Source organism: Acinetobacter sp. AHP123 (genome assembly GCF_023757925.1).
In the GTDB taxonomy this organism is placed as follows: Bacteria; Pseudomonadota; Gammaproteobacteria; order Pseudomonadales; family Moraxellaceae; genus Acinetobacter; species Acinetobacter oleivorans.
In genome coordinates this window covers 2,412,635-2,425,772 of the sequence record NZ_CP092454.1, presented here as the reverse complement: position 1 = coordinate 2,425,772, position 13,138 = coordinate 2,412,635, and the positions used below count along the sequence as shown (strand labels likewise).

The following is a 13,138-nucleotide window of genomic DNA, read 5'->3' as shown; positions in this document are numbered from 1 at the left end:
AACTTTGCTTTTGCTCAAAGTTATTTAAACCATTGAGCAATTTGTTTTTAAGCATAATGACATGCTTATCTTGATGCATGTCATTATTCCAACATAAGTGATTACAGAACAGCAGCAGGATAAGAACCTAAAATACGAATCTCTTTCACCATTGGGCGAATATCATTAATCGCAGCAGCAACATTCTCTTGTTCGATATGACCTTCTAAATCGATAAAGAATACATATGCCCACTTTTCAGGTAATGCTGGACGAGTTTCAATACTTGTTAAGCTAATATTATGTTTTGCAAATGGCGCTAAAATTTCTAATAAAGCACCCGCACGGTCATGTGCTGAAATCAATAACGATGTTTTATCGTTGCCGCTTTGTGGAATTTTTTCACGGCCAATCACCAAGAAACGAGTTGTATTTTCCGGATTATCTTCAATATTGCTATGTAAGATTTCAAGGTTATACATGCCTGCTGCAATATCAGATGCAATCGCTGCTGAATGCCATTCGTTGCGAATACGGCGGGCAGCTTCAGCATTTGAGTTTAAAGCAACACGTTCAACACCAGGATAATGCGCGTCTAACCACTGGCGACATTGAGCCAAAGTTTGCTGATGAGCATAAATCTGCTTGATACTGTCTTTACGTGTATTTTCAGAAACAAGAAATTGATGATGAATACGTAATTCAACTTCACCAATCACATTTAAATTCGATGTTTTAAAGCAATCTAAAGTATGGTTTACAACACCTTCAGATGAGTTCTCAACTGGAACTACACCGTAATGTGCACTACCAGCTTCCACTTCACGGAAGACTTCATCAATCGTTGGAAGCGGGCGTACAACCGCATCCTTACCAAAATGCTTAAGCACAGCAGATTGAGTAAAAGTACCTTCTGGCCCTAAAAATGCAATACTTTGCGGCGCTTCTAAAGCAAGGCAAGCAGACATAATTTCACGGAACAAACGTGCCATGGTTACATCAGACAAAGGACCTTGGTTACGCTCCATAACTTTACGTAAGACCTGCGCTTCACGTTCAGGACGATAAAACAAAGGATTCTCTTCGGAAGCAAATTTAGCTTTCGCAACAGCTTCAGCAAGGCTTGCGCGTCGATTTAATAATTCTTGAATCTGTTGATCCACGCTATCAATATCTTCGCGAATTTGTTCTAAACTAAGAGAAGTCGTTTTGTTTTGATCATCGTTGATCATTAGAATGCAGCCTCAGTAAAATCATCTTTTAAACGAGAGTATAACAATAGTCTGCTTTGATTTGTTAGGCAATATGGCTGTAAGAGCTTTTTTCATTAACCTTTTTGCACACATTCCTTGAATTGCTTTATTTGATAATGATTTTCATTTATTATTTGTGTAATAAATTTTATTATTCCCCATTATGCATAAATCATTTTTCTTTTTACCTTGCTGTTTCCTTTTAAGCTCATTAATAAGTAGCTCTGTTTTGGCTCAAACTTCCACACAAAATCAATCAAAAATCGTTTTTCAAAATAATCAGGCACAATTTCAAATTAAATCTAAAAATACAGGCCATGATTATCTTATTCAAATTTATAAACCACCCGTTGCCCCACCCCAACAGGGTTATCCAGTACTTTATATATTAGATGGCAATGCAACATTTCCAAGTGCTGCCAATATTGCCCAGTCAATTGGTGCAGGTTCTGCAAAATTAGGCCTAGACCCGCTCATGATCGTCGCGGTTGGCTATCCGCAGCAAAAAACTTTTGATGTGCAAAAACGTGCTTATGATTACACACCAAAACCTTCTGCTGAATTTCAGGCACAAGGTAAATATAAATATGGTGGTGCTGACAAATTCATCAATTTCTTAAATGATGAACTCAAACCAGAAATTGCAAAACAGTTTCCAGTTAATAGTCAACAACAGAGTCTATATGGACATTCTTTTGGAGGCTTGTTGGTTCTTTATCATTTTTTTCAAAAGCCAGATGCATTTCAGCGTTATTTTGCTGCAAGCCCTTCTCTTTGGTTTGATCAAGGCATGTTATTTAAAAAGTTAGATCATTGGCAAAGTCAAAAACAAAGCAACTCTCCGATGCTTTTGACCACAGTCGGTACACATGAGCAAGGCGGGCCTCGTACTCAACTTGATAATAAATTTAATGAAACAGATTTCTTTAAAGCTCTGGAAAATAAACGTTCAGATCAATTTACTTATTGGCATTTTTATAACCCTGCTGAACAACACATTACAAATTTGTATGCGAGCCTACCTAAAGCTCTTATGTTTGCTTCGTGCAAAGACCTAGAAAGCTGTAAATCTTTATTTGATGGACCATTCCAGCAGCCAGCCAAGTAAAAAATTACATTTAAAGATGATTATTTCGTTGTTCTTAAAGATAGTCCTCTTAATGCCTAGATTGGTTATACTGACCCAATATGTCATAACAACAGTAAAATAGAATGAATAAAATTATTGTTTTAGGCTTACTGGGTCTTACAGGTTTTAGTTTAACGGCTTGTAGCGGTTGCCCCTTAATTGCAGGATGCAATGGTAGGGATAATTCTCCGTACTATATGACAACTGTCAGTAATCAAGTTCGTGGTATTCCAATCCCCCCCCAAACCAAGCTGACTTATCAGTCCCAAAATTTCAGGCAGAAATTTGAGCAAACACATGCTTTAAAAGAGAAAAATTTATCAGGCATCTATTTACAAGAAGGTACAGCAATCATTTGGGGCGGTATGCCAGTAGACATGTTTATACAGTTTTCTAATCCCGAAATGAAAGGCTTCTCGGTCTATCCAGCACGAGGATTTAAAGCAGAATTATCAAATGAGTTTTTACGTTTATGGAAAAGCTGTGAAAGCGATTTAAACATTAACTTAAAGGACCCAAATGACTGGTCATTTAATCCTGAAAATATGAAAATAACTGGTTGTGGTGTCGTCTTTCAAGAACGTAGTGAATACACCGAAGATTCATTTCATCAAGATGAAGCCGATGAGTTTTTAAGAAAGATGAATCATGCATTACAGCAATTACCGAAACAACAAGACTATCCTGTCATTCAACAGAAGAATAAATAGTTAAAAACAAAACAGCCTGTTCTAAGACAGGCTGTTTTTTCTCTGCTTAATTAGGCTTTGCCAATTAATCCACGGGCTACGATTTCTTTCATAATTTCATTTGTACCACCGTAAATACGTTGGATACGGGCATCTACAAAGAAACGTGAAATTGGATATTCAGTCATATAACCATACCCACCAAAAAGCTGGAGTAAGTTGTCTGCAACCTTCATTTGCATATCACTACTGAAACTTTTCAATGCTGCAGCTGTTTCTACATCTAGTTTGCCTTCTTGATATAAGGCAACGTTTCTTTCATAAAAAGCTGCTGTAGCAAGCTCATCAATTTTTGCTTGTGCTAAAACAAAACGTGTATTTTGGAACTGTGAAATAGGTTGACCAAATGCTTGACGCTCTTTTACATAAGCTGTTGCCAAATCAATCGCACCGCGAATTGCCCCAATTGCAGTAGATGCAATTGCAGTACGTTCACGAGGTAACTCTTGCATTAAATAAGCAAAACCTTGCCCAGCTTGGCCAAGTAATTGGTTTTTAGGTACTTTCACATTGTCAAAAAACAACTCAGATGTATCTTGAGAATGTAGGCCGATTTTGTCTAAATTTGTGCCTTTTTTAAAGCCTTCCAGATGTGTATCTGCCAATAATAATGACACACCTTTCGCCCGTGCTTGAGGATCAGTTTTTACTGCAAGCACGACAAGATCAGCATGCTGTCCATTTGAAATAAATGTTTTTGAACCATTTAATAAATAGTGATCGTCTTGCAAAATGGCACTGGTACGCATTGATTGTAAATCCGAACCTGCTCCAGGTTCAGTCATACCAATTGCACCAACAACTTCACCTGTTACCATTTTCGGTAACCAATATTGTTTTTGCTCTTCTGTCCCGATATGTAAAATATACGGTGCAGCAATTTCAGAGTGGCAAGAAATAGCTGTCGATAATGCACAAAAGCCAGCACGTGCAGATTCTTCAACTAACATTAATGAGTAGTAGGTTGGAACCCCATAACCACCATATTCTTCTGGAACATCTACACATAAATAGCCATTTTCACCCAGTTGATTCCAAACTGAACGAGGCATAATTCCTTCGCGTTCCCATTGGTCGTAGTGAGGCGCAATATGCTCACTCATAAAACGTTTAAAATTATCACGGAATAATTCTAAATCTGCATCGTATGCCAACATAATATTTTCCTTCAGCTTTATTGTTTTATCGAATCTCATTGCTGTGCATGCTAATCATTTTTTTAGCAACTGTCATGGCATAGCTGCTCATTAAAACTGTACTTTTCAGTCAGCCAATAAAAAAGGAAGCTTTAGCTTCCTTTTTTATATAGGTTTCTTTGAATTAATCTAGACCTTCAGCGACTTGAGGACTTTTTGGTTCCATCATTTTTCTGTCAACTTCATCTGGATTATTTAAAGCATCATTAAGCTTATCTTTATCTAAAGCACCGACCCATTTAGCAACAACAATCGTCGCTAAAGAGTTACCAACAAGGTTAGTTAAAGCACGTGCTTCTGACATGAAACGGTCAATACCTAAAATCAATGCCAAACCTGCAACCGGAATATGTCCTACAGCAGACAAAGTTGCCGCCATAACAATAAAACCAGAGCCAGTTACACCCGCCGCACCCTTAGATGAGATTAAGAGTACTAATAGCAAAGTAATCTGATGTTGAATATCAAGCTGAGTATTCGTTGCCTGAGCAATAAAGATTGCAGCCATAGTCAAATAAATTGACGTTCCATCTAGGTTAAATGAATAACCTGTTGGAATAACCAAACCAACTACAGACTTTTCACAACCTGCAATTTCGAGTTTACGCAACATGCGAGGTAAAACAGATTCAGAAGAAGATGTACCAAGTACAATTAATAACTCTTCACGAATCATGCGAATCATTTTGAGGATACTGAATCCACTCATACGGCTGATTGTACCCAAAATCAAGAAGATAAAGAGTAGACACGTAATATAGAAGCAGAGAATTAATTGCCCTAATTGTACAAGTGAACCAACGCCATATTTACCAATGGTGAATGCCATTGCACCGAATGCACCAATCGGAGCCAGCTTCATAATCATATTCACAATGTTAAAGAACACATGTGCAACTTGATCAATAAATTTTAAAACTGGACGTCCTGCATCACCTAACTTATGTAAAGCAAAACCAAAGAGAATTGCAAAAAGAAGGACTTGTAAGATTTCACCATTTGCAAATGCGCCAACAACCGTATCTGGAATGATGTGCATTAAGAAATCAATGGTAGATTGTGACTCACCAGAACTGACGTATTTTTGAATGCCCGAGGTGTCTAGAGTTGTAGGGTCAATATTCATCCCTACACCCGGTTTAGCAATGTTAATTACAACAAGGCCAATCAGAAGTGCAATTGTTGAAACAACTTCAAAATATAACAACGCGACGCCGCCAGTTTTTCCGACTGACTTCATGCTTTCCATGCCAGCAATACCGCTGACCACGGTACAGAAAATAACTGGAGCGATGATCATCTTGATCAAACGAATAAAGGCATCACCTAATGGCTTGAGTTTCTCACCTAAACCTGGGATATGCTGTTCAACACCATTGACAATTTGCGTTGAGCTTGGGGAAAAATGCCCTACCAAAACACCCGCAATAATCGCAATAATCACCTGAAAATAAAGTGATTTATAAATCGGTTTTTTAGCCATAACTTTACTTCAATCTATATTTCCAAGTCCGTTGGAAATACCAAAATGAAACGTCTATTCTTTACGAATACACAGCCCTAACCTTTCACATGAACACCGCAAAAGGGAAACGGTTCTTTGTAAACAAAAAACCTTCCTACTACCTCAATGAAAACAAAAAAAGTTGTTTTCTAAAACAGGAGAATACCTGAAGTTTCTAACCACTTTGAGTAGTTAGAAATAACCTCTTACTTTTTCAATAAAAAGCTGAAGATATAGGAGAATCACAGAAAATTATGATATGAGTGCTCAAAAAAGCACGAGAAAGTGTACTCGAATTAAATAATGATTCGGTTAAATTTTTAGCTAATACGCGCAAAAAACACTCATGCAGCCTTAAGACTTTAGTATAAGAAACACTTTTGATATTTTTTCGACAGTTTTTTATGTCATATTGATTAAATACTTGTGGACATTTCATTCTGAGCTGCCTACATCCCATCATTTTTATTGTTTTTGAACCACCATGAATACTAAACGTAATATCTATAAAGATGCTGAACACCCATTCGCTCAATATGTCCGTATTTTAGGTAAGGGAAAAAGTGGTTCACGCTCTTTAAGCTATGAAGAAGCTTATCAAGCATTTAGCATGATTTTAAAAGGTGAAGTGCTTGATGTGCAGTTAGGTGCTTTTTTAATGCTACTTCGTGTTAAAGAAGAATCTATTGATGAACTCGCGGGATTTGTTCAAGCCACTAGAGATCAACTCAATTTTCAACCTTTAGACGTTGATTTAGACTGGTCATCTTATGCGGGTAAACGTAAACATTACCCATGGTTTTTGTTAGCAGCTCTCACACTTGCACAGCATGGCCATAAGATTGTTATGCATGGTGCATCAGGCCACACGCTTAACCGTGTCTATACCGAGCAAGTTTTAGAATATCTAGGTTATCAAATTTGTCACTCTGAACAAGAAGTGCGTACACAACTAACAGAGCAAAATTTCGCATACTTACCACTAGATGTGATTTCACCAGTTTTAAGTGAACTAATTTCTTTAAGAAATGTAATGGGTTTACGCTCACCTATTCATACTTTAGCCCGTTTAATTAATCCTTTTAATGCTAAAGCTACCTTACAAGCTATCTTTCATCCAGCGTATAGGACCTCTCATCAGCATAGTGCGCTTCGCTTAGGCTATCAAAATAGTGCAGTCATTAAAGGTGAAGGCGGTGAATTTGAGCGAAACCCCGATGCTAAAACTCTCATTTGTGGTATTAAAAATGGTGAGCTCTATGAACATGAGTTGCCAAAGCTTACGCCTGAACGTAGCCCAATTGAAGAAGAGTTAGATTTAGCAACGTTTAAAGCGGTCTGGCTTGGTCAGCAGCATCATGAATATGGTGAAATGGCAGTAACAGAAACCATGGGTATTGCGTTATATACCATGGGCGTTGTTGCGAGTTTTGAAGAAGCAATGCAGAAAGCAAAAGTATTATGGGAAACAAGAAATTTAAGCAATCTTAATTCGTAGTTAACAAATGCTATCGTGAAAGTCGATATGGATGTCGACCGTATCACTGCGATACATGGAAGTATCGTCAGTGATACAAAGGATTTTTGGTTACTTTTGATCCTTCAAAAGTAATAAAAGCCTATATGCTATAACTTTTGAAAAACATGGTATTCAAAGCTATATGGAATAACCAAAAATAATTTTCTATCTTATTAATTTTTAAACAAAACGAATAGGTTTAAACTCTGGCTCATGTTTGTGGTGATCATCTTCACAAACCTCACCTTCTTCTTTCGTACCGCGGTCAATATAACCACTACGCTGCTCTTCTGGTAAGTTCTTTAACTCCCAAGCAATTACAGCTTGCATACAAGTTTCACGCTGCTCTTTTGTTAAAACAACGCCGTTTGGCCATTTACCAATTTCTACTGCTGTTTTTAAACGCTCTACAATCTCAGGGTTTAAAATAGATAGCATTTGTTCAATATTCATGATTCATCTCTTTGGAAAGATTCAAAATCTTGGTTCCAACCAAGTTTGGTACGGCAGGCCATATAAAAATCATAACCTGGTGGATGCAATAAACTTAGTTTAAATGGATGTTTGCGGATGTGTAAACTATCTCCAACATTGAGCGATATGCTATGTTGACCATCTGCACTCACCATCGGTAACACCCGATTTTCGCGAATAACAATCTTAATTTCGCTTTGTCCACCGACTACGATGGGACGTGATGACAATGTGTGAGGATGCATTGGAACTAATGCAATAGCGTCCATACTTGGATGTAAAATTGGTCCACCACCTGACAACGCATAAGCTGTTGATCCAGTTGGAGTCGAAACAATTAAACCATCACTATGTTGGCGATAAACATATTGGCCATCAATGTTGAGTTCAAAGTCAATCATGTGGACCGACTTACCCGAGTGCAAAACGACATCATTTAAAGCAATGGCATCATAAATGACTTCGCCATTTGTTCGCACTTCCATTTCAAGTAAGAAACGGCGATCAAGTTGAAAATGCCCTTGAAGCACTTGGTCAAGTTTAAAAATCGCTTCTGACGGTTTGATATCGGTTAGAAAACCTAATCGCCCACGGTTGATACCAATAACAGGGGTATTGTAACGAACCAAAGCTCTTGCCGCGTGGAGTAAAGAACCGTCCCCGCCAACTACAATAACTAAATCAGCAACTTCACCTAATAAATGACGGCTTACTACCTGTGCATGATCATAAGGCACTAATTCAGCAGTTTCCTGATCAAAAATGGGGTTTAAACCTAGGTTCAATAAATGATCATGAATTAAACATAGTGTTTCTACAACTGATGATTTATCTGGTCGACCGATTAACCCGACGTTTCTGAAGGACTTATGTGAAATTTGCACGAATGAGTAAGCTCCGCTGCGATACTTGCCTATAATAACATTAACCTGATTAATTTAAAAAAACATAACTACAAGATGCTGTAAAATTCAATCTAAGTTTTCCAATTATTCACAGTTTTATCATTGCAAATTGATGACAAGCTATCGCATCATTACAGGCATTGTTAGGGTTTTATCTCATTTTTATGAAGTTTGAACGTGGTATCGGTTTCTTTGCACTAATCTTTTCCATTTTGGTCATTGGTGCTTTTATTGCTCTTAGTATCTATCTGATTCGTTTAGATAATATTATCCGTGAAAAATTTGAAGGACAACGGTGGGATATTCCTGCCAAAGTGTTTGCACGACCTCTGGAAATTTATAACAACGCGCCTATTTCCCAAGCAAATTTCACTCAAGAATTGAAGCTACTGGGTTACAAAACTTCAAGTAATTATGACAAATCGGGAAGTTATGTTGCTCAAGGCAGCAACATGTATATTCACACACGTGGTTTTGACTACGGTGACAGTGTTGAACCTGAACAAGTCTTAGAGTTAAGTTTTGCAAATGATCAAGTTGTTGAAGTTCGAAGTACCAAACCTTCTTCAACTGGCGTTGCACGCTTAGAACCGTTACTCATTGGAGGAATTTATCCTCAACACAATGAAGACCGTGTACTCATTAAACTGAATAATGTCCCTAAACCACTCATTGAAGCTTTAATTTCTACAGAAGACCGCAATTTTTATCATCATCATGGTATTTCAATTCGCGGTACGGCTCGTGCACTAGTGAGTAATATCACAGGTGGAAAGCGTCAAGGTGGCTCAACCCTGACTCAACAATTAGTTAAAAACTTCTATCTCACACCTGAGCGTACATTAAAACGTAAAGTTAATGAGGCCTTAATGGCTTTGCTCATCGAGCTGCATTACAGCAAAGATGAAATTTTAGAAGCCTATTTAAATGAAGTGAATCTGGGCCAAAACGGTAGCTACTCAATTAATGGCTATGGTTTGGCTTCACAATTTTATTTTGGTTTACCATTACGTGAACTTAGCGTTGCACAACAAGCTTATCTAGTAGGTTTGGTACAAGGCCCTTCTTTATATAATCCTTGGAAAAACCCTGAAGGTGCAAAAAAACGCCGCGATACCGTATTAAACAACATGCGTGTGATGGGTTATTTAACTCAAGCCGAATATGAAGATGAAATTGCACGTCCTTTAAATGTATTAAGTAAACCAAGTTTAGGGCCTGCAAAATTCCCAGACTTTTTAGATATTGTACGTCGTCAGTTGCGTACAGAATATCAGGAAAGTGATTTAACCAATCAGGGCTTACGTATTTTTACGACCTTAGACCCAATTACTCAAACTCAAGTTCAAAATGCGTTTAAAGCTTCAGTAGATCGCTTAGCAAACAGCAACCCAGCACGTTTGAAAAACCTACAAGGTGCTGTACTGATTGCCCATCCTGAAAATGGTGAGCTTGTTGCAGCAGTTGGCTCTACACAAGACTTTACTGGTTTTAACCGTGCTTTAGATGCAAAACGCCAAGTCGGTTCTTTATTGAAACCTGTCATTTATTTGAGTGCGATTGAATCTGGACGTTATAACTGGGCAAGCCAAATTGAAGATGCTCCAATCAGTGTTCCTGTAGATAGCGGTAAAAGCTGGACACCTAAAAACTATAGTGGTGGTGGACATGGTGTAGTAAGTCTGAGCGAAGCATTAGCAAACTCATACAACCTTTCTGCTGTACGTTTGGGTCAAGAATTTGGTTTATCAACATTTACCAATAATCTAAGAAAGTTTGGTGTTGAGTCAACGATTCCTGCCTACCCTTCTATTTTCCTTGGGGCAGTCAATATGTCACCAATGGAAGTGCTCGGAATCTATGAGAACTTCGCTACAGGCGGCTTTAAATATCCAACTCGTGCAATTCGCTCTGTGGTAGATGCCAATGGTCGTTTACTTGACCGTTATGGCCTGAATGTTCAACAAACGATTGATCCGGCTGTTGGCTATATCATGAATTATGGTTTACAACAGGTCATGTCTTCGGGTACTGGTCGTTCAGCCTATAGCAGCTTATCTCCAGCTTTAAAATTGGCAGGTAAATCAGGTACGACTAACGATACACGAGACTCATGGTTTGCAGGTTATTCGGGTAACCATGTCGCTGTAGTATGGTTAGGTTTAGATGACAACAAAGTAACAGGTTTAACTGGTTCATCTGGTGCATTGCCAGTATGGACTAACGTGATGAAACAGTTACGCCAAACTCCTGTGAATATACGTCAGCCAGACACTGTACAGTGGCAGTGGATTGATCGTGCAACGGGTGATTTATCTGCTCAGGCTTGTGATGGCGCTATGTATATTCCGATGCTAACACATACGGTTCCACACCGCGCTACGCCATGTGGAGCACCTTATTATCAAGTTGATCCAACATATACGCCACAAAGTGATAACACAACGCCTGACTCTCAGGATGATAATACCGACAGTTATATTCGTGAAAGTGAAAGTCAGATGCAACAAGATCTGTCAAATAACTCACGTGTAATTTCAAGTGGTAGTTATAACAACTAAGCGTAAACAGGAAATTAGGATATGTTGAAGAAAGGTGTTTTTTATATTGGTGCTGTTCTTATGGTCGGCTGTACAACTTTGCCTGATCATTCTGACTCCAAAGAGAAAACACCTACTCCTCCAGTCAAAAAGACGGAAACTCCATCGGGTGTAAAAATTACACCTTATGATCATCCGGAAATTCAACGCAAAAATTTACAGGTGATCGTTCCTCAACAGAAAAAGCCTCAACATTTTAGTGATGATGGCAGCCAGTTACCTGCATTTAAAGTCTTAATGCAGAAAACACAGCAGGCTTATAAAAACCAGCAATGGTCAGAGGCTGAACGCTATGCACTTCAGGCACAGCGTTTAGCACCTCAAGCAGCTGAGACCTATTTATTTCTTGCACTTACTGCAAATCATAAACAGCAATATTCTAATGCTGAGTCCCTTGCCAGACGTGGTTTGAGTTTTGCCCAAAGTCAGGCCATGAAAAAACAGCTTTGGCTAACCATTTTAAAAGCTGGGCAACAGCGTAATAATCAAAAAACTGTTCAAGAAGCACAGCAAGCATTAAAAGCACTCTAGCTTTTAATGCTTGTATGTCTTACTAAAAATTACGAATACCCGCCAAGCCATACGCACCATGTTGCTGTGCTGTGACTAAATCATCAGGACTCATGCCTCCCAAAGCGAATACGGGAATCTGGCATTTCTCAATCAAGTCATTTAAACGATCCCACCCTAATGCGCTCGCATCTGGATGGGTCTCTGTTACTTTGACAGGACTTATAAAAACAGAATCACAGCCAATTTGCTGAGCATGCTGTAAAGAAACTGCATCGTGGCAAGCAGCAATAAAACGCACTCCCACTTCCAAGTCGCCTTTATGCAAACTCATTAATTGGGATTGCTTAAGATGTACCGTTTTTATATGAGTTTTTAATTCAGGTTTTAGCTTATGCCAAACATCAACATTCACGATTAATTTTGAAAGCTGATTGGTATCTAAAAGAGCTAATTTTTCTATATCTGCCTGATCAAAACTATCTTTTTCACTACGCCAATACACTAAAGTGTCATCATTTTCGACTGGTGTCAGCGTAGGACTAATTTTAATAAAATGCGGCCAATACAATCTTTTTATGATGTCTTTATTGGCTTTTGGAAAGTTTAAGTGAAGTAATTGTTCACGTGTGTACCATGCCCATGGTTGATGAATAAGATTTAATAGTTCATCAGGTACATAACTATGGAATAAATGTAAATTGACAATAATGTCGTCATATTCATGATAAATATAATCAAATTGATGCCAATCTTTTAAACCAATACCCACTTCTTCATAGATTTCACGGCGACAGGCTTCTTCGGGTGTTTCACCCTGCTCAACCTTCCCCCCCGGAAACTCATGCTTTCCACCTTGATGCTGCTGCTCTTCGCGCCATCCAACTAGTATTTTTCCACGATGGATCAAGATTGCTATAGCGACATCGACGATTGGTTTGGGCATTTTTTTACTCTCTAAAACTTTTCTCAAGTGTAAGCAAATTTTATCATTTTATAAAATCTTAAAAATCTCATTGACAGATCTATTCGATAATGATTATCATTTAAATCGTTCAAGAACATACCACGGAGCACAACAAATGAACGCACCTTTTAGCTTATTTACTCGTAACAATGAAACAGCTCATGCCTTACCAATGTTACATTCTAATAACCTCTTTGCATTAGGCCGTGAAATCCGCATTATGCATGCTGGCGAGGAATATCGTTTACGCCTCACTCGCAATAATCGCCTAATTTTAACTAAATAAAAAATACACTCGCGTTTCAATAATATTCGTGGGAAAACAAAAAATGGATAGCATGGGTAACCATGCT

Annotated in this window: 12 protein-coding genes; 6 read left to right on the top strand and 6 right to left on the bottom strand. The window is 38.3% G+C overall.

Going from position 1 to position 13,138, the window contains the following annotated elements; genetic code table 11:
- Positions 1-101 precede the first annotated feature (101 nt).
- Positions 102-1,211 (bottom strand): prephenate dehydratase, encoded by a 1,110-nt coding sequence (pheA, locus tag MJX77_RS11510; protein ID WP_003650703.1) that lies wholly within the window; start codon positions 1,209-1,211, stop codon positions 102-104.
- Positions 1,212-1,395: 184 nt separating this feature from the next.
- Between pheA and MJX77_RS11505 the strand changes: the two genes are divergently transcribed.
- Together MJX77_RS11505 and MJX77_RS11500 are read left to right on the top strand one after the other, a co-directional pair.
- Complete coding sequence (locus MJX77_RS11505) at positions 1,396-2,340, top strand: alpha/beta hydrolase (protein ID WP_252059111.1); 945 nt, start codon at positions 1,396-1,398, stop codon at positions 2,338-2,340.
- Positions 2,341-2,444: 104 nt separating this feature from the next.
- A complete protein-coding gene (locus MJX77_RS11500; protein WP_252059110.1) occupies positions 2,445-3,071 on the top strand; it encodes a hypothetical protein in 627 nt (208 codons plus the stop codon).
- A gap of 50 nt (positions 3,072-3,121) precedes the next feature.
- Here the strand turns inward: MJX77_RS11500 and MJX77_RS11495 are convergent, their stop codons facing one another.
- Positions 3,122-4,267 carry an acyl-CoA dehydrogenase family protein gene (locus tag MJX77_RS11495; RefSeq protein WP_004791229.1) on the bottom strand — a complete coding sequence of 382 codons (1,146 nt, stop codon included), beginning with the start codon at positions 4,265-4,267 and terminating at the stop codon, positions 3,122-3,124.
- 163 nt (positions 4,268-4,430) lie between these two features.
- Positions 4,431-5,789 (bottom strand): dicarboxylate/amino acid:cation symporter, encoded by a 1,359-nt coding sequence (locus tag MJX77_RS11490; protein WP_049837098.1) that lies wholly within the window; start codon positions 5,787-5,789, stop codon positions 4,431-4,433.
- Between the two features lie 505 nt (positions 5,790-6,294).
- Here MJX77_RS11490 and MJX77_RS11485 point away from each other — a divergent pair.
- Complete coding sequence (locus tag MJX77_RS11485) at positions 6,295-7,308, top strand: glycosyl transferase family protein (RefSeq protein ID WP_252059109.1); 1,014 nt, start codon at positions 6,295-6,297, stop codon at positions 7,306-7,308.
- 201 nt (positions 7,309-7,509) lie between these two features.
- Here the strand turns inward: MJX77_RS11485 and MJX77_RS11480 are convergent, their stop codons facing one another.
- Both MJX77_RS11480 and MJX77_RS11475 read right to left on the bottom strand, forming a co-directional pair.
- Positions 7,510-7,782 carry a YeaC family protein gene (locus tag MJX77_RS11480; RefSeq protein ID WP_004791223.1) on the bottom strand — a complete coding sequence of 91 codons (273 nt, stop codon included), beginning with the start codon at positions 7,780-7,782 and terminating at the stop codon, positions 7,510-7,512.
- A complete protein-coding gene (locus tag MJX77_RS11475; RefSeq protein ID WP_004791221.1) occupies positions 7,779-8,687 on the bottom strand; it encodes an NAD(+) kinase in 909 nt (302 codons plus the stop codon). Before MJX77_RS11475 ends, MJX77_RS11480 begins: the two co-directional genes overlap by 4 nt.
- A gap of 185 nt (positions 8,688-8,872) precedes the next feature.
- On the opposite strand from MJX77_RS11475, the gene mrcB reads away from it, so the two are divergent.
- Together mrcB and MJX77_RS11465 are read left to right on the top strand one after the other, a co-directional pair.
- Positions 8,873-11,269 carry a penicillin-binding protein 1B gene (mrcB, locus tag MJX77_RS11470; RefSeq protein WP_252059108.1) on the top strand — a complete coding sequence of 799 codons (2,397 nt, stop codon included), beginning with the start codon at positions 8,873-8,875 and terminating at the stop codon, positions 11,267-11,269.
- 21 nt (positions 11,270-11,290) lie between these two features.
- Entirely contained in the window at positions 11,291-11,839 is a 549-nt protein-coding gene (locus MJX77_RS11465; protein WP_191899952.1) for a tetratricopeptide repeat protein, read from the top strand.
- 22 nt (positions 11,840-11,861) lie between these two features.
- On the opposite strand, the gene MJX77_RS11460 is transcribed toward MJX77_RS11465, so the two are convergent.
- Positions 11,862-12,764, bottom strand: coding sequence for an NUDIX domain-containing protein (locus MJX77_RS11460; RefSeq protein ID WP_252059107.1), 903 nt, complete (start codon positions 12,762-12,764; stop codon positions 11,862-11,864).
- A 136-nt stretch (positions 12,765-12,900) separates the two neighbouring features.
- Between MJX77_RS11460 and hemP the strand changes: the two genes are divergently transcribed.
- Positions 12,901-13,071, top strand: a complete 171-nt coding sequence (hemP, locus tag MJX77_RS11455; RefSeq protein WP_004643472.1) for a hemin uptake protein HemP — start codon at positions 12,901-12,903, stop codon at positions 13,069-13,071.
- Positions 13,072-13,138: the final 67 nt, after the last annotated feature.